Source organism: Marinobacterium sp. BA1 (genome assembly GCF_041155135.1).
Taxonomy (GTDB): domain Bacteria; phylum Pseudomonadota; class Gammaproteobacteria; order Pseudomonadales; family Balneatricaceae; genus Marinobacterium; species Marinobacterium iners.
Map to the genome: position 1 here is coordinate 796,135 of NZ_BAAFHC010000001.1, position 15,882 is coordinate 812,016.

At 54.5% G+C, this 15,882-nt stretch carries 17 protein-coding genes; 12 read left to right on the plus strand and 5 right to left on the minus strand.

The window, feature by feature from the left end; genetic code table 11:
* Window positions 1–52: 52 nt before the first annotated feature.
* Both amrB and amrA read left to right on the plus strand, forming a co-directional pair.
* A complete protein-coding gene (amrB, locus tag ACAM29_RS03885) occupies window positions 53–853 on the plus strand; it encodes an AmmeMemoRadiSam system protein B (RefSeq protein ID WP_369623251.1) in 801 nt (266 codons plus the stop codon).
* Window positions 840–1,439 carry an AmmeMemoRadiSam system protein A gene (gene amrA, locus ACAM29_RS03890; RefSeq protein ID WP_369623252.1) on the plus strand — a complete coding sequence of 200 codons (600 nt, stop codon included), beginning with the start codon at window positions 840–842 and terminating at the stop codon, window positions 1,437–1,439. Before amrB ends, amrA begins: the two co-directional genes overlap by 14 nt.
* Here the strand turns inward: amrA and ACAM29_RS03895 are convergent, their stop codons facing one another.
* From ACAM29_RS03895 to ACAM29_RS03905, 3 genes are all read right to left on the minus strand, one after another.
* A complete protein-coding gene (locus ACAM29_RS03895) occupies window positions 1,440–1,862 on the minus strand; it encodes a DUF2185 domain-containing protein (RefSeq protein WP_091823064.1) in 423 nt (140 codons plus the stop codon). It abuts the gene before it with no gap.
* A gap of 165 nt (window positions 1,863–2,027) precedes the next feature.
* Window positions 2,028–4,625: a bifunctional aconitate hydratase 2/2-methylisocitrate dehydratase gene (gene acnB, locus ACAM29_RS03900; protein ID WP_091823800.1), complete on the minus strand. Its 2,598-nt coding sequence runs from the start codon at window positions 4,623–4,625 to the stop codon at window positions 2,028–2,030.
* A gap of 253 nt (window positions 4,626–4,878) precedes the next feature.
* Window positions 4,879–5,109: a hypothetical protein gene (locus ACAM29_RS03905; RefSeq protein ID WP_091823061.1), complete on the minus strand. Its 231-nt coding sequence runs from the start codon at window positions 5,107–5,109 to the stop codon at window positions 4,879–4,881.
* 404 nt (window positions 5,110–5,513) lie between these two features.
* Here ACAM29_RS03905 and ACAM29_RS03910 point away from each other — a divergent pair, with 404 nt between their 5' ends.
* The 7 genes from ACAM29_RS03910 to ACAM29_RS03940 all read left to right on the plus strand — a co-directional run bounded on the left by ACAM29_RS03910 (window position 5,514) and on the right by ACAM29_RS03940 (window position 10,384).
* The gene (locus tag ACAM29_RS03910; protein ID WP_139253876.1) at window positions 5,514–5,984 is read left to right on the plus strand and encodes a hypothetical protein; all 471 of its coding nucleotides are present in this window, start codon (window positions 5,514–5,516) and stop codon (window positions 5,982–5,984) included.
* A gap of 22 nt (window positions 5,985–6,006) precedes the next feature.
* Complete coding sequence (locus ACAM29_RS03915; RefSeq protein WP_091823054.1) at window positions 6,007–7,278, plus strand: hypothetical protein; 1,272 nt, start codon at window positions 6,007–6,009, stop codon at window positions 7,276–7,278.
* Window positions 7,279–7,322: 44 nt separating this feature from the next.
* Complete coding sequence (locus ACAM29_RS03920; RefSeq protein ID WP_242529955.1) at window positions 7,323–7,955, plus strand: hypothetical protein; 633 nt, start codon at window positions 7,323–7,325, stop codon at window positions 7,953–7,955.
* Window positions 7,956–8,019: 64 nt separating this feature from the next.
* Window positions 8,020–8,382 (plus strand): roadblock/LC7 domain-containing protein, encoded by a 363-nt coding sequence (locus ACAM29_RS03925; RefSeq protein ID WP_091823051.1) that lies wholly within the window; start codon window positions 8,020–8,022, stop codon window positions 8,380–8,382.
* A 77-nt stretch (window positions 8,383–8,459) separates the two neighbouring features.
* Entirely contained in the window at window positions 8,460–8,921 is a 462-nt protein-coding gene (locus ACAM29_RS03930; RefSeq protein ID WP_091823048.1) for a PAS domain-containing protein, read from the plus strand.
* A gap of 12 nt (window positions 8,922–8,933) precedes the next feature.
* A complete protein-coding gene (locus ACAM29_RS03935) occupies window positions 8,934–9,680 on the plus strand; it encodes a phosphate/phosphite/phosphonate ABC transporter substrate-binding protein (RefSeq protein WP_369623253.1) in 747 nt (248 codons plus the stop codon).
* 74 nt (window positions 9,681–9,754) lie between these two features.
* Window positions 9,755–10,384 carry a tRNA-(ms[2]io[6]A)-hydroxylase gene (locus tag ACAM29_RS03940; RefSeq protein WP_369623254.1) on the plus strand — a complete coding sequence of 210 codons (630 nt, stop codon included), beginning with the start codon at window positions 9,755–9,757 and terminating at the stop codon, window positions 10,382–10,384.
* On the opposite strand, the gene ACAM29_RS03945 is transcribed toward ACAM29_RS03940, so the two are convergent.
* Both ACAM29_RS03945 and ACAM29_RS03950 read right to left on the minus strand, forming a co-directional pair.
* The gene (locus ACAM29_RS03945; protein ID WP_369623255.1) at window positions 10,368–11,129 is read right to left on the minus strand and encodes a UDP-2,3-diacylglucosamine diphosphatase; all 762 of its coding nucleotides are present in this window, start codon (window positions 11,127–11,129) and stop codon (window positions 10,368–10,370) included. The two genes, ACAM29_RS03940 and ACAM29_RS03945, sit on opposite strands and share 17 nt — an antisense overlap.
* On the minus strand, window positions 11,129–11,632 hold the full coding sequence (locus tag ACAM29_RS03950; RefSeq protein WP_091823037.1) for a peptidylprolyl isomerase: 504 nt from the start codon (window positions 11,630–11,632) through the stop codon (window positions 11,129–11,131). Before ACAM29_RS03950 ends, ACAM29_RS03945 begins: the two co-directional genes overlap by 1 nt.
* 186 nt (window positions 11,633–11,818) lie before the next feature.
* On the opposite strand from ACAM29_RS03950, the gene ACAM29_RS03955 reads away from it, so the two are divergent.
* The 3 genes from ACAM29_RS03955 to cysS all read left to right on the plus strand — a co-directional run bounded on the left by ACAM29_RS03955 (window position 11,819) and on the right by cysS (window position 15,860).
* Window positions 11,819–13,498, plus strand: a complete 1,680-nt coding sequence (locus ACAM29_RS03955; RefSeq protein WP_369623256.1) for a glutamine--tRNA ligase/YqeY domain fusion protein — start codon at window positions 11,819–11,821, stop codon at window positions 13,496–13,498.
* A 7-nt stretch (window positions 13,499–13,505) separates the two neighbouring features.
* Entirely contained in the window at window positions 13,506–14,399 is an 894-nt protein-coding gene (locus ACAM29_RS03960; RefSeq protein ID WP_369623257.1) for a hypothetical protein, read from the plus strand.
* A gap of 69 nt (window positions 14,400–14,468) precedes the next feature.
* A complete protein-coding gene (cysS, locus tag ACAM29_RS03965; RefSeq protein ID WP_091823032.1) occupies window positions 14,469–15,860 on the plus strand; it encodes a cysteine--tRNA ligase in 1,392 nt (463 codons plus the stop codon).
* The last annotated feature ends 22 nt before the right edge of the window (window positions 15,861–15,882 follow it).

A 15,882-nucleotide genomic window follows, 5' to 3' on the forward strand; every position in this document is an offset into this window, starting at 1 on the left:
CACTCTTTATGACTATACTTTGAGCATAGCAAAGCATTTGTGGAGAGAGCTGATGACTGCAGCGATACGCCCGGCAGCGGTTGCTGGAATGTTTTACCCTGCAAGTGCGCCGGCGCTCAGTATGTTAGTGGATGATCTGCTGGAACGTGCAAAGGAACCCGAGCAGTTGCCGCGGCAGCCACGAGCGCTGGTGGTACCGCATGCAGGTCTGGTTTACTCCGGGCCGATAGCAGCACTGGCATATCGTCTGTTACAGCGTGAGTTACCACGGACACAATGGCGGCGCGTGGTGCTGCTCGGGCCCAACCATCGATTGCCTTTGCGTGGCATGGCGTTGCCTGAAGAGGAGGGTTGGCATACCCCGCTGGGCGATACGCCTTTGGATGTTCCGTTCATGCAGAAGTTGCAGCAGACATTCGACCTCGCAATGCGGTCTGATGTCCATCTGCCGGAGCATTCACTTGAGGTCCAGCTTCCGTTCCTGCAGAGGGTAGCGGCTGGGCTGAAGCTGGTGCCAATACTGGTTGGGCAGACAGAGGCTGATTGGGTCGCACGACTAGTTCAATACCTGTGGCAGGATCCCCATACGCTGGTACTGATCAGCTCGGATTTGAGTCACTATCATTCCTGGCAGGAAGCATGGCGGCTGGATGAGCTAACCACTGAGATGATTCTGGCCAGAGAGCCGCAACTGGGGTCCGAGCAGGCCTGCGGTTGTCATGCGCTGAACGGTCTGTTGCTGGCGGCACGGCAGGAAAAACTGGAACTGAGATGTCTTGGTCAATGCACCTCCGGTGATACGGCCGGTGACAAGACGCAGGTTGTTGGCTATGGAGCTTATGTCTGTTTTTGAATTTACAACCACGCAGCGTTCACAGATGCTGGCGATGGCACGCAATGCCATCACAGCTGTGCTGAATGCAGAGCGGCCAGACCTGCCGTCAGTCGATGCCTTGCCTGACTGGCTAAAACCCATACGGGCCTGCTTTGTCACGCTGGAAAGTCATGATCGCCTGCGGGGATGTATCGGTACTCTGGAGCCGCACAGACCTCTTGGACAGGACATCATACTGAATGCTGTCAGCGCGGCAACGCGAGACTATCGCTTTGACCCTTTGCAGCGGGGTGAGCTCATAAGGGTCAGTCTATCTGTGCTGTCGCCTCTGACGCCACTGTCGGTATCAAGTGAAGCCGAGCTGGTGGCGGTGCTGCAGCCAGAGGTGGATGGGGTGGTCCTGGAGGCGGGTGAGCACCGTGCGACTTTTTTGCCGGTGGTATGGCAAAGCCTCTCAACGCCCGAGGCATTCATATCGGAGTTGAAACGCAAGGCGGGGCTGCCGGGGGATTACTGGTCCGACAATGTACGTATTTGGCGCTATCATACTGACAGCTTCGGTGAGGAGGGGGAGATGCCGGTTGTGGAAACCGGCACCCGCTGATCAGGACTCGCTGCGTTTGGTCGCGAACTGATCCACATCGTTGGTAATGCTGACATCCACTTTGGGTGCGGGGATGCGGAAATCGTACACTCGCTCCCAGCCATCAGCGTCCGGCGCGCGCTCCCATACTGTACCGGCGTTGTACTCGACCAGCTCAGTCAGGGAAGGGTCAATTTCACATACTCTTTCCAGCGGGATCGGGATCAGGTTGATCTGTTCATTTTCCAGAAATTCTTCAGTTTCATACCCGGTGAACATGCGCCAGCCAGTATCGTTCAGATGTTCTGGCACGGTCTTGTACATGAACCGGATCGGCAGCTTTTCCTCCAGCAGCAGACGCGAGACCAGTGCAAGATAGCCGTTCTTGGTCTGGGCTGTTTCATCGGCCTGGCTCAGTGGTTGATCGGGATTGGGTGATTTCATCGGTATGGGCCTTACGCTGTTTCGGGTAGCTTACGCAGTGCGGAGTATAACAGTTCGCCTGCGCCTGTCGGAAATCAGCCGACGAGACAAACGAAAACCCCCGTCACTGGGACGGGGGGTCTGGGGTCGCTTCAGGGGTGACTTACATCACCCCGGTCGGCGCAATCAGGCTTCAACGGTCGGGATGACAGTAGCGGCCTTGGCTACGTAGTTTTCCATCTGATCGAAGTTCAGGTAGCGGTAGATTTCACCCGCCATGCTGTCGATCTTGTTGGCGTAGGCCATGTACTCGTCAACGGTCGGCAGTTTGCCTTCCAGTGCCGCAACGGCAGCCAGCTCGGCAGATGCCAGGTAGACGTTGGCGCCATCACCCAGACGGTTCGGGAAGTTACGCGTAGAAGTGGACACTACGGTGCTCTTCGCAGCAACACGCGCCTGGTTACCCATGCACAGTGAGCAGCCCGGCATTTCCATGCGCGCGCCGGCCTTGCCGAAGATGTTGTAGTAGCCTTCGTCGCTCAGCTGGGCCTGGTCCATTTTGGTCGGCGGGGCGATCCACATGCGAGTCGGGATCGACTTGCCGGAGGACTCCAGCAGTTTACCGGCGGCACGGAAGTGACCGATGTTGGTCATGCAGGAACCGATGAACACTTCATCGATGCTCTGGCCAGCCACTTCAGACAGCAGGCGAGCGTCATCCGGATCGTTCGGAGCACACAGGATCGGCTCCTTGATTTCGGACAGATCGATCTCGATCACTTCAGCGTACTCGGCATCAGCGTCTGCACGCATCAGACTCGGGTTCGCCAGCCACTCTTCCATGCCCTTGATGCGACGCTCAATAGTACGTACATCGCCGTAGCCTTCAGCGATCATCCACTTCAGCATGACGATGTTAGAGCGCAAGTACTCGGCAACAGAGTCTTCAGACAGAGTGATGGTGCAGCCTGCAGCAGAACGCTCTGCGGACGCATCAGACAGCTCGAACGCCTGCTCAACAGTCAGTTCTTCCAGGCCTTCGATCTCCAGTACGCGACCAGAGAAAGCGTTCTTCTTGCCAGCCTTTTCTACGGTCAGCAGACCCTGCTTGATGGCGTAGTAAGGAATGGCGTGTACCAGGTCACGCAGAGTGATGCCGGCGTTACGCTTGCCCTTGAAGCGAACCAGGATTGACTCCGGCATATCCAGCGGCATGACACCGGTGGCAGCTGCGAAGGCGACCAGACCTGAACCGGCCGGGAAGGAGATGCCCAGCGGGAAACGGGTATGGGAATCACCACCGGTACCCACGGTATCCGGCAGCAGCATGCGGTTCAGCCAGGAGTGGATAACGCCGTCACCCGGACGCAGCGATACACCGCCACGGTTCATGATGAAGTCCGGCAGGGTGTGGTGGGTATTCACGTCAACCGGCTTCGGATAGGCTGCGGTGTGGCAGAAAGACTGCATGGTCAGGTCGGCTGAGAAGCCCAGGCATGCCAGGTCTTTCAGTTCGTCACGGGTCATTGGACCGGTGGTGTCCTGAGAGCCAACGGTGGTCATTTTCGGCTCGCAATACATGCCCGGACGTACGCCGTCCATGCCGCAGGCCTTGCCGACCATTTTCTGAGCCAGAGTAAAGCCCTTGCCTGTGTCAGCTGGCTGTTCCGGCTTGCGGAACAGGTCAAAGCCTTCCAGGCCCAGTGCGGCGCGTGCTTTTTCGGTCAGGCCGCGACCGATGATCAGCGGGATACGACCGCCGGCACGTACTTCGTCCAGCAGCACTTGAGTCTTCAGGCTGAAAGTGCAGATGACTTCATCGGTACCGTGCTTGCATACTTTGCCTTCGTATGGGTACACGTCGATCACGTCACCCATGTTCAGGTTTTCAACCGGCATTTCGATCGGCAGAGCGCCGGCATCTTCCATAGTGTTGTAGAAGATCGGGGCGATCTTGTTACCGAAGCAGTAGCCACCGGCACGTTTGTTCGGCACGAACGGGATGTCGTCGCCGAAGAACCACAGCACGGAGTTGGTAGCAGACTTACGGGAAGAACCGGTACCCACAACGTCACCCACGTAGGCAACAGGGAAGCCTTTGGCTTTTACTTCTTCGATCTGGGCCAACGGGCCTTTCACGCCGGGTTCTTCCGGGTTGATGCCGTCGCGTTCCATCTTCAGCATGGCATTGGCATGCAGCGGGATGTCAGGACGTGACCAGGCATCCGGAGCCGGAGACAGGTCGTCAGTGTTGGTTTCGCCTGGCACCTTGAATACGGTTACGGTGATTTTCTTGGCAACTTCAGGCTTGGAGGTGAACCACTCGCCGTCGGCCCAGGACTGCATTACCTGCTTGGCGTGCGCGTTACCTGCTTCAGCCTTTTCCTGAACATCGTGGAAGGCATCAAACATCAGCAGGGTGTGAGACAGCGCCTTGGCTGCGGTCGGGGCCAGTGCATCAATGTCCAGGCACTCAACCAGCGGTGCGATATTGTAACCGCCGAGCATAGTGCCCAGCAGCTCAACGGCTTTTACCTTGTCGATCAGAGGGGAGGTCGCTTCACCCTTGGCAATCGCAGCCAGGAAGCCAGCCTTGACGTATGCAGCCTGGTCAACCCCCGCCGGAACGCGGTTGGTGATCAGGTCAAGCAGGAACTCTTCTTCGCCTGCAGGCGGGTTTTTCAGCAGCTCGACCAGGGCAGCGGTCTGTTCGGGATCAAGCGGCTTCGGCGGTACGCCTTCTGCAGCGCGTTCTTCTACATGTTTACGATAAGCTTCAAGCACGATATGGCCCTCATCTGTTTTCACCGCCGGACGCCGGAGTGGTACTACTCCACCGACGGCGTATCGACTAGGTATCGAATGGTGATTGGCGAGCGAATTCTAGCGGAAGGGGGTGACAAAGTTAAGATGTGTCGACAATCGTCTTACCAAAGTATAAGAGCACATGGCCTGAAGGGTTCAGGCCGTAAAGCCATTGCAGTCCTGCTGCCAGCACTGATGTCCGGCAAACTTGTTAGGTTTGGCAGGTGAGGCGTTAGCCCAACCTTAGGATCTCGTCCTCGCCCGATACCTGAAACTCGCCTTTTTTGTTATCCAGAACGTTGACCTGGCGACCATCCTGAGTGAGGTACTCCGGAAGCTCCTGTTCCCATTCAGTTCTTTTTTTAAGGCTCCAGGGGGCTCGGTAATGTTGCCGCATCACCAGCATGACAAACCGACCATCTTCACCGTGGGTGGGAAAGCTGCTGTCGTAATACTTGCGCATCTGAAAATACCAATTCTTGTTATTGGGAGGTTGCTGAGACTGAGGCTCGGTGCATGGATAGCACGAGTGCATTTAACCGTAGACCACATAATCAATATGGGCAAATTAAAGAGGACAGTATTTTATTCATCTTGGGTATTTTTGATTCAGTTTAAACCGCGAATCAAACAAGAGTATTAATAAAATGTGACCTAAAAAAGACACCATTTTTAAACGATTGATTGCATTCAAGCCCTGTGATGGCGGTAAAGAGGGTGCAGGTGGCGATATCGGGTAGCCCTGTGCATTGAAAAGCTGATTCGATGCTGTTGATGCCGGTCAATAATAGTGAAAGCGGGTTTGAAATCATCTCGAAAGCTAAGTATAACACTCTGATACATTATCTCAGGCAGGAGGTAGCCTTGATGAACTCGGCAGTCAGTCAGGCTGAAGTCGCACAGGAAGAGCGTCCGGTAAATGCTGATTTGCAGTTAAGCAAACTGCAAATCATGTTTAATTTACAGGTCGACAAGCGACTGATCTATGCCGGTACCCAGCCAACTGTTGCACTGCGTTATCTCACGCGGCTAGTCGCCGCACGTCCTCGCACCCTGCGAAACCATATCCGACGGATCTATCTTGCCATTCAGTGTGCTGACAGCGATAGCGTTACCGGTGCATTGATCGACTTGTTGCTGGTTCTGCGTGGCAGAGGGCAATTTCTTGTCAATCGCCTGATTCAACAGGCTGGCCCATTGCTGAAGTCGGAATGCCGGATTGCAATGAACAAGGCCGTCGATACTCGTGACCTCTCTCGTTTGGCAGAGCTTCCACTGGAGCATGCTGTCCTCAGTAATGGACGCTGCATGCAATTCTCCAGGCAGAAACTTCACTGAGCAGTTTTAGAAGGAATGTGCAATGCCGGTCAGTGGTAAGCATTCAATAGGCATTATCGGTTTTGCGGCCAACGAGGCTGCAATGCTTGAGATATTTTTTAACGGCAACAAGGCCAAGGGTTTCCACCTCGTGCCAGCTGAGAGTGCGGAGTCGTTGCTGATTGGGATCAGTGATGCCAGTAGCCGGAAGCAAGTAGAGGGGTGGTTGCGTCAAAATGGCAATCGTCCTTTCATTGCCGTTGTAGACCCTGGTACGGCCGAAAAAGTTAATGGCAAAAGCATTCGCTTGACTCGTCCCTTGAGTATGGGAACCTTGCAGCAGGCGCTGGCTGATCTGCGACTGCAGCTCGACGCGATGTCTACTTCGCCTGCAGTTCAGGCAGCATCGCCTGAGCATCCGCTGGAGAGCCTGCGGGATCAGCGTACAGTCGCCTTTGCAGAGTGGCAGGCGCGCAAGGAACGAAGCAGTCAGGCACTGAGTGCCTGGAAAGGCGGCAACAGTCAGCGCCAGACTGAAGCGCTTCGCAGCCGTTTCAGTCTTGAGCGGAATGAGTTAAACAGTCTGATTCTGGATGCACAAAATCAGCTCAGGCAGCAGCATTCGCAGGCAAATGACTCCAGATCCTCGGCTTTGTCTATGGAAGCGGAGTCACAGGAAACAGAATCCCTGTTGTCTGATGAGCTGCAGACACCGCGCATATCGGCCGAGATGATTCAACAGTGTTGCGGTAATCTGCCGGACGTGAATCTTGACTCTGCAACTGAACGTCGGCGTGTGTATTTCAGCCTTGATGGGCTTTTATTGCCCTGGATCATGCGGTGTATTGAGGCGGGCAACGCATCAGGGAAGCCACAACAGGTAGTCGGTGTTCCGGGTGCACTGTTTTACCTGCCTGCGGATAAGGAGTTTTTGGTCACGCTGGACGCTGATCTGCTGCTGCAGTTGACCAGGACTCGATTTGGTTTTGAAGAGATTTCACTGCTCGAGCGGGAGCCGGATGCCGAACTTCCCAAGGGTCGGCGGGTAGCCTCTGACGAGCTGCTTTGGCAGTTGGCATTGTTTACCGCTCGTGGTCGTCTGCCTGACACGCTGTCCGCGGAAGAGCCGCGGTTGCTTAATTCAATTCCTGACTTTGAACGCCTGCTGGAGACGCCTCATGCCCGGAGCATTGCTGAGCTTTGGCAGAGCCAAAGATTGTCAGCCCAGAATATTGCCTCAATGTTAGGTGTGCCTCAGCGCTTTGTGTTTTCGTTCCTTGTGGCAGCGGACGCCATCGGTCTGTACTGTCAATGACCGGAAAAGTGTGTATCACACCATGGATCTTTCGGAGTTAAACCGTGAATCAAGAACAGAATGATACCCCGCGGTATTTTCAGGTGACGCCCAGTGGCGCTTACTACGCGACACTGAACACCGAGCCAGAAGCACTGCGTGCCTTGTTGTTGCAGTTGTTGAGTGCAGATACCCATATTCCGTATCTCAGCTCACTGCTGCAAAAACTGACGGGGATGGGCGAGGCAGAAGCACAGACATTGCTCGATAAGGCTGTGCAACACGGCTTTGTTGATCTACCGCAAAACCCTGAGCCTATCGCTGCTGGCACTATTGAACATCTGTTGCCTGAATATTTACCGCAACTTGCCGATGGTCGTGTGCTGTTGGCAGATGATCAGGGTTTCTGTCTGGGGCAGTCGGGCTTCGGTGCAGAAGAAGCTGAAGCGGTAGCGGGGATGGCAGCAGACTTGGTCTCCATGCATGAGCGCCATCAGGCGCTGCTTGGCAGACACCTTGGTTTCGATGGTTCGTCCTGGGCGCTTGTGGATGCTGTAGGACAAAGTGAGCTGGGTTTTTGGACGCTTCACGTAGGTGAACAGAAATTCCTGCTAATTCTGGAAGGGATGCCTCATTTGAATCGGCAGCCTTTTGTGGACTTGATGTCGGTGCTGATCCGACGCTACCTGGATTACTGATAAAACGGACTGGCCGTTTTATACAGGATTAAAACCAGCGCTAATGGCCTAAAAGGAGACTACCATGCGCTCAGAAATGTTGACTTCCATTCTCAACGATCTCAACGGAACATCTGCAGAAATTGAAGCGTCTGCTGTGATTTCTACAGACGGTCTCGTTATTGATGCTCTCCTGCCTGCCGGTATGGATGAAGACCGAGTTGGTGCAATGAGTGCAGCCATGCTGTCGCTCGGCGAACGTACCTCTCAGGAACTGGCCCGTGGTGAGCTTGAGCAGGTGCTCGTCAAGGGTAAAGAAGGCTATATCCTGATGACTCATGCAAACCCTGAATCGGTGCTGACTGTTGTTGCCAAGACCAATGCGCGATTGGGTCTGATCTTCCTTGATGTCAAGCGCGCTGCAGAGGCTATCGGTAAGATTCTCTGAACCTTGTCAAAGTGCTGGGCGTGCATGGAAACATCAGTTAACTGATATGCACGCTTTTCTATCGGCCTGGAGTGTCTATGTCCGAACAAGATACCGGTGCCACCACAGAGGTGCTGCTCAAATATTTTGATGGCACTGAACGGCTGGCGAAGATCGTGGATCGCGAGGTGCCCTATCCGGATGGCAAATTGATCGTGTCCCGTACTGACCCCCAAGGCATCATTACTCACGCTAACCGTGCATTTATTGAAATGTCGGGTTACACCCGTGAAGAGCTGCTGGGAACCAATCACTATATTCTGCGCCATCCAGACATGCCCGCTGTGGCATTCAAGGACCTTTGGGATACCGTTGCCCAAGGTAAGAAGTGGCAGGGTTATGTGAAAAATCTGCGTAAAGATGGCGCGTATTACTGGGTGAAGGCGACGGTCATCCCGAATATCCGTAATGGCGAGCTGGTTGGCTATACTTCGGTCCGACGCAAGCCATCACGCAGCAAAATCAAAGAAAGCGAAGCCCTCTACGCGACGCTTAGGTAATGGGGTGCTGCGATGACTCTTAATTTATCGGTCAGTCCTGACTTTCCGCCGTCACATCTGTCGGGCTGGTTTATTTTCAACACCTGGCTGCAGCGTCAGTTGGGTGCGGGTGTGCATCTTGAGCTATATGACAGCTTCGAAGCGCAGCGTGAAGACATTCGTAGTGGCAAAATTGATCTGATCTATGCCAACCCCTACGATGCGTCAATGCTGGTGCGTGAGCTGGGCTTTAAAGTGTTGGTGCGACCGCGCAATCTCTCTGATGAAACGCTGATAGCCACGCTGGCATCAGACCCTCGAGAAACGGTCGAAGACCTGGAGTCGGGTATTACCGTTGCAACCACTGCTGACCCTGATGTGCATACAATGGGTATGATCATGCTCGAGTCGGCAGATCTTGATGGCAGTAATGTTACTTTCCTTGAGCTGGACAGTTATGTTTTGGTGGCAAAAGCACTGTTGAACGGCAATGCTGATGTCGGCTTTTTTCTGCAGGCGGGGTATGACGAACTCTCTGAGCTGATCCGAAAGCAGATGAAGCCTTTGGTTAACAGTCAGATCAGTGTGGTGCATCATACACTGGTGGCCGGTCCCCGAATGGAGCAGCATATCCCGTTGTTGCTTGAGCGTTTGACCAACATGGAACATGATCCAAAGGGTCAGGATGTGCTCAAAAGCATGGGGCTGGATGGATGGGATCAGATGCATGAAGAACAGACAGAGTTCATGATTGATCTCATTGATACGCTGATTGACTGATCCATCGGCTGTCGAGAGAGCGGGGTGCTGTTATAATGCGCCCCGTTTTTATTTGCAGAAACAGGTAATGCTGGATGGACGCCCTGAGCGAAATCAAAGACTTTCTTGGCTGTGAAACTCCGCAGGAGTGGCTTGAACTGGCTGCGAAGCCCGAATCCCAGCTGATTCTGCTCACCGATCACGCTCATTGCGAGAAAAAAGCCGCTTCTACTGCAATGACATTGATGTTCCGTTACGTGGATCGCTCTGATCTGCTGAACAAGATGTCACGGCTGGCACGGGAAGAGCTGATCCATTTTGAGCAGGTATTGGCGTTGATGGAGGCTCGGGGTCATCGTTATGACCATATGAGTCCTGCGCGCTATGCAGGCGGTTTGCGTACCGGTGTTAGAACGTCAGAACCGGGGCGGTTGATTGATGTATTGGTTATTGGGGCGTTTATCGAGGCTCGCTCCTGCGAGCGTTTTGCTGCTTTGGCGCCTTCGCTGGATGATGAGTTGGCAAAATTCTACCGTTCTCTGCTGAAGTCCGAAGGGCGTCACTATCAGGATTATCTGCAGCTTGCACGAGACTATGCAGGTGAGCCGATCGATGATCGTATCGAGTATTTTCGTCAGATAGAGTGCGAGTTGATTCTGGCCGAGGACGACGAGTTTCGCTTCCACAGCGGTCGTCCTTCGGCGGCTCTTACAGCTGCTGCCTGAGTTCGGACTGCAGCTTTTCACCTACGGGTAAGGTAAAGGCATACAGGCGGATGCCCTGTGTGTCCATCTCCAAGTACCAGCCCTCTCGGTCCCAGTCTCCCAGCACAATGCGCTCGCCGCGATCACCGTTTTGCCGGTGATGCAGGGCGGGGCGGTGGGTGTGGCCGTGAATGATCAGGTCGACCTGCTCATGCTGCATCAACGCGCTAACGGCAATGGAAGACACATCGGTAATGGTTTCGGTCTTGTTGGCTGTTTCGCTGCGACTGGTCTCACGCAGCTGCTGGGCTATCGCCTCACGCTCGGCAAGAGGTTTGGCGAGAAATGCCTGTTGCCACTTGGGGTCACGCACCATGGTGCGAAACTGCTGATAGTCACGGTCGTCAGTACACAGCTGGTCGCCATGCAGTACCAGAAAAGGACCCTGTTCCGATTCAAGGCGTACCACTTCAGGCAGTAATGTAACCTCAAGGCGTGTAGCGGCTGCCTGGCCGAACAGAAAGTCTCGGTTGCCGTGCTGAAACAGAATACGTGTGCCCAGGGCAGCCAGGTTGCGCAGTGCATGGTAAACCGGCTCAAGATATTCCGGCGCACCATCATCACCCACCCAGGCTTCAAATATATCGCCCAGCAGGTAGAGCTCATCGAACTGCGGTGCCTTTTGCTCAAGCAGGACCACAAACGCCCGGATAATGTCCGGGCGTTTGTGGTGCAGGTGCAGGTCGGCGATAAACAGCCGTCGCATTACTCTTCCGCTTGTTTGATGCTGGCTGACTCAATGACCACGTCTTCAACCGGAACGTCCTGGTGTCCGGCGCGCATGGTAGTGTTGACTGCCTTGATCTTGTTGACCACATCCATGCCATCGACAACCTTGCCGAATACGGCGTAACCCCAGCCCTCGGTGGTTTTGGCTGTGTGGTCGAGAAAGGTGTTGTCGGAGATGTTAATGAAGAACTGAGCTGATGCAGAGTGCGGGTCCATGGTGCGGGCCATGGCGATAGTGCCAGTCTGGTTGGACAGGCCGTTATCGGCTTCGTTCTTGATCGGTTCGCGGGTCTCTTTGGAGATCATGCCGGGCTCGAAGCCACCACCCTGGATCATGAAACCGTCAATTACGCGGTGAAAAATCACGCCGTCATAGAAGCCATCGCGTACATACTGCTCGAAATTAGCTGCTGTTTCCGGCGCTTTTTCGTGGTCCAGTTCCAGTGTGATGTCGCCGAAATTGGTTTGCAGGATGATCATATCGGTTTCCCTGTTTCTCTTATGTGTAGAGCTATTATACTCAAGTCTTACATCGCTGCATCCAATGATGTCGCTGGCTGCGATTTGAGCCGGTGTCCGCGTGCGTGCAGGGCTGATCTGCGGTTATAATGATCGGCTTCAGTTCCGGCAATCGGCCGGCCTTTTCAGCTTCGACAAGACATGGATATGACCAGAAACGACAGTCCCAAGCCGAATAACTTTATCCACCAAATTATTGAAGATGATCTCAGCAAAGGCCTGAACGATGGGCAAGTGGTGACTCGATTCCCGCCTGAGCCCAATGGCTATCTTCACATTGGTCATGCCAAGTCGATCTGCCTGAACTTTGGCACGGCACTGCGCTTCAATGGTCAGTGCCAGCTGCGTTTCGACGACACCAATCCCGAGAAGGAAAGTCAGGAGTACATCGATTCCATTATCGAAGATGTGCGCTGGCTCGGGTTTGAATGGAGCGGTGAGGTGCGTTACACCTCTGACTATTTCGAGCAGCTGTATGCTTGGGCGATCCATTTGATCAATGAAGGCAAGGCCTATGTGGACAGCCTTAGCGCCCATGAAATGCGTGAGTTCCGTGGCACCTTGACTGAGCCTGGCAAAAACAGTCCCTACCGTGAGCGCAGCATAGAAGAGAACCTGGCCCTGTTCGAAAAGATGCGCAACGGTGATTTCTCGGAGGGTGAGTGTGCCCTGCGTGCCAAAATCGATATGGCTGCACCCAATATGAACATGCGCGACCCGGTGATCTACCGCGTTCGCCACGCTCATCATCATCAGTCCGGTGACAAGTGGTGTATCTACCCCTCCTATGACTTCGCTCACGGTCAGTCCGATGCGATTGAAGGCGTTACGCATTCCATCTGCACACTGGAATTTGAAGATCATCGCCCACTGTATGACTGGTTCATTGAGAATCTGCCGGTCCCGGTCAAGCCGCGTCAGTATGAATTTGCCCGTCTCAACCTGAACTACACCATCACCAGCAAGCGCAAGCTTAAGCTGCTGGTTGACGAAGGGCACGTTAATGGCTGGAACGACCCGCGTATGCCGACCATCTCCGGTATGCGTCGCCGTGGCTGTACACCGGCTTCAATCCGCAATTTCTGCGACATGATCGGTGTAACGCGTTCCAACGGCACGGTTGATATGGGAATGCTGGAAGCGGCTATCCGTGACGATCTGGATGCCAATGCGCCCCGGGCCATGTGCGTTATCGATCCGATAAAGGTTACCATCAGCAATCTTGCCGAGGGTGAGCAGGAGTGGTTTGAATTGCCGGCGCATCCCAAGGATGAGTCCATGGGGCTGCGCAAGGTGCCGTTTACCCGCAATCTGCTGATTGAGCGTGAAGACTTTGCTGAGGAAAAACCGAAAAAGTGGAAGCGTCTTGCGCCGGGTGATGCCGTGCGCCTGCGTGGGGCCTATGTGATTACCTGTAACGAGGTGATCAAGAACGAGCAGGGTGAAGTGGTAGAGCTGATCTGCAGCTATGATGCGGCTACCAAGGGTGAAAACCCTACTGGTTACAAGCCTAATGGCGTGATTCACTGGGTGTCGGCTGATAACTCTGTAGCGTGTGAGGTGCGTCTGTATGACCGCCTGTTCACCGAGGCCAACCCCGATGCGGACAAGAATCGTGACTTCCATGAGTTCCTCAATCCCGAGTCGCTCAAGGTTATGGTCAATGCTCGTGCTGAGATCGGACTCAAACATGCAGTGGCTGAAAGTCGCTACCAGTTCGAACGTAATGGCTATTTCTGCGTTGATCCTGACTCCAGTGAACAGCATCTGATCTTCAACCGCACGGTCACCTTGCGAGACTCCTGGGCCAAAATTCAGGCGAAGTGATGTGATTATGCAGGCAAGGATGCGTGTCGGCTCGTTGGCAGCACTGCTCAGTGTAGTGTTGCTGACCAGCTGTGCCAGTCACCCTGTTGCGGGGCCGATCGATTCACTGACGGTAGAGCGGCGAGCCGTGTTGCCGTTGGAGGTGATAGAGTCATCGGGTCTCTCTCGGCATCAGGGTCAGCTATGGACCCATAATGACAGTGGTGATAAACCCCAACTGTACCGCCTTAACCCGATGTCTGGTGAAGTGCTTTCAACCCTGCGTGTACGGGATGCACTGAACTTTGACTGGGAAGAGATGGCGTATGATGCCGATTGGCTACATGTGCTGGATTGCGGTAACAATCTGGGGCGGCGGGAGTGGATGCAGATCTACTCGATACGTTGGCAGTCACTGCTGCAGGCCTCGGCTGGTAACGAAGTTCCCTCGCGGCTGCTGGAATTCCGCTTTGCCGATGCCGGCAAGTCAGCGGGTGCCTATGCTCATAACAACGACTGTGAAGCCGCCGCCGTGGTCAACGGCAAGGTATGGGTGTTCAGCAAGAACTGGCAGGATCAGCATACCCGAGTATATCAGGTCGATCCGGCAGGGGTGTCACGCCAGGTCGTTGAACCCGTGGGGCGTTACCCGGTCGGTGGTTTGATTACGGCTGCGGACTACGATCCCCGGCGGCAGCGCCTGGTGTTGCTGGGCTATACCAAGGGGCGAATCAGTTCGCGAGCCTTTGTCTGGACGGTGCCTGTCAAAGATAACCTTCCGGACTGGGAGGGGGCTCAATATCACAGTCTTACACCTGCAGGGCAATGGGAGGCTGTTGTCTGGACCCAAGATGGCCTTCTCCTGACCCGTGAGAGCAGCCTGCTGGGTCAGGCCTGGTTGGGTACCGTATCATTGCCATGATCACAGGCCGCTTTCACGCTATAATCCCGTTTTTGCGCTTTCAACTCATTTCAGGTCTGGCGGATAGTAATGCTTCAAATCTATAACACTCTGACCAACAGCAAGACAGCCTTTACTCCTATTGAGCCCGGCAAGGTCCGCATGTATGTGTGCGGTGTGACCGTGTACGACTACTGTCATATCGGTCATGCTCGGGTAATGGTTGCCTTCGACCTGATTACGCGTTATCTGCGTGCCCGTGGCTGGGACGTGACCTATGTGCGCAATATCACCGACGTGGATGACAAAATCATCCGCCGTGCAGCTGAGAACAGTGAGTCTGTTGATGCGTTGACCGAACGCATGATTGCGGCGATGCATGAGGACGAGGCGCGGCTGTTTGTGTTGCGTCCCGATCAGGAGCCCCGTGCCACGGCGCATATCGGCGATATTATCGATATGGTGTCGACCCTGATCGAGAAGGGCTATGCCTATGCGGCAGCCAATGGCGATGTCTACTATCGGGTCGAGCGGTTTGAAACCTACGGCCGTCTGACCAATAAGGTATTGGAAGACCTGCGCTCGGGTGCCCGTGTGGAGGTGGAAGAAGCCAAGGAAAGCCCACTTGATTTCGTCCTGTGGAAGGCAGCCAAGCCTGGTGAAGTTAGCTGGTCTTCCCCCTGGGGTCAGGGCCGCCCCGGCTGGCACATTGAGTGTTCGGCCATGTCCAAATGCTGCTTGGGCAAGACCTTTGATATTCACGGTGGCGGCCCAGATCTGCCGTTTCCGCATCACGAAAATGAAATCGCTCAGTCTGAGGCGGCCAATGGCTGCACCTACGTCAATTATTGGATGCACGCAGGGCCTGTTCGCATGGGGCAGGAGAAGATGTCCAAGTCGCTGGGCAACTTCTTCACCATTCGTGAGGTGCTCAAGCACTACAATCCTGAAGTGGTTCGCTACTTCCTCTCAAGTGTGCACTACCGCAGCTATATCGATTACTCGGAAGATGGGTTGCGGGAGGCGCACAGTGCGCTTGAACGTTTCTATCAGGCACTGAAGGCGGTGCCTGAGCTGGCGCAGGAGATGACGCTGCAGAATGATTATGAGCAGCGCTTTGTTGAAGCCATGGATGATGATTTCAATACCCCGCGCGCATTGGCGGTGCTGTTTGAAATTGCCAGCGAACTGAACAAGGCTGCGCGTGATAATGATCCTGTAGCGCCCCAGCTGGCTGCTCAGTTGAAGCAATTGGCCGGTATGATCGGTCTGTTGCAACAGGAGCCGGATCAGTTTCTGCAGGGGGAAGCAGGTGAGGGTGATCTGTCGGCGGAAGAGATTGAAGCCTTTATCGAGCAGCGAGCTCAAGCGCGCAAGGACAAGGATTTTGCCGAAAGCGATCGTATCCGGGATCTGCTGGCTGAGAAGGGTGTTGTCCTGAAAGACAGTCGTGACGGCACAAGCTGGTATCGCGAAGGCTGATTGTTGGCAGGCAGTTGAGGTT

Coding starts and splice junctions, on each gene's coding strand:
- amrB (WP_369623251.1), top strand. CDS start 53: ATGACTGCAGCGATACGCCCGGCAGCGGTTGCTGGAATGTTTTACCCT.
- amrA (WP_369623252.1), top strand. CDS start 840: ATGTCTGTTTTTGAATTTACAACCACGCAGCGTTCACAGATGCTGGCG.
- ACAM29_RS03895 (WP_091823064.1), bottom strand. CDS start 1,862: ATGAAATCACCCAATCCCGATCAACCACTGAGCCAGGCCGATGAAACA.
- ACAM29_RS03905 (WP_091823061.1), bottom strand. CDS start 5,109: ATGCGCAAGTATTACGACAGCAGCTTTCCCACCCACGGTGAAGATGGT.
- ACAM29_RS03910 (WP_139253876.1), top strand. CDS start 5,514: ATGAACTCGGCAGTCAGTCAGGCTGAAGTCGCACAGGAAGAGCGTCCG.
- ACAM29_RS03915 (WP_091823054.1), top strand. CDS start 6,007: ATGCCGGTCAGTGGTAAGCATTCAATAGGCATTATCGGTTTTGCGGCC.
- ACAM29_RS03925 (WP_091823051.1), top strand. CDS start 8,020: ATGCGCTCAGAAATGTTGACTTCCATTCTCAACGATCTCAACGGAACA.
- ACAM29_RS03930 (WP_091823048.1), top strand. CDS start 8,460: ATGTCCGAACAAGATACCGGTGCCACCACAGAGGTGCTGCTCAAATAT.
- ACAM29_RS03935 (WP_369623253.1), top strand. CDS start 8,934: ATGACTCTTAATTTATCGGTCAGTCCTGACTTTCCGCCGTCACATCTG.
- ACAM29_RS03940 (WP_369623254.1), top strand. CDS start 9,755: ATGGACGCCCTGAGCGAAATCAAAGACTTTCTTGGCTGTGAAACTCCG.
- ACAM29_RS03945 (WP_369623255.1), bottom strand. CDS start 11,129: ATGCGACGGCTGTTTATCGCCGACCTGCACCTGCACCACAAACGCCCG.
- ACAM29_RS03950 (WP_091823037.1), bottom strand. CDS start 11,632: ATGATCATCCTGCAAACCAATTTCGGCGACATCACACTGGAACTGGAC.
- ACAM29_RS03955 (WP_369623256.1), top strand. CDS start 11,819: ATGACCAGAAACGACAGTCCCAAGCCGAATAACTTTATCCACCAAATT.
- ACAM29_RS03960 (WP_369623257.1), top strand. CDS start 13,506: ATGCAGGCAAGGATGCGTGTCGGCTCGTTGGCAGCACTGCTCAGTGTA.
- cysS (WP_091823032.1), top strand. CDS start 14,469: ATGCTTCAAATCTATAACACTCTGACCAACAGCAAGACAGCCTTTACT.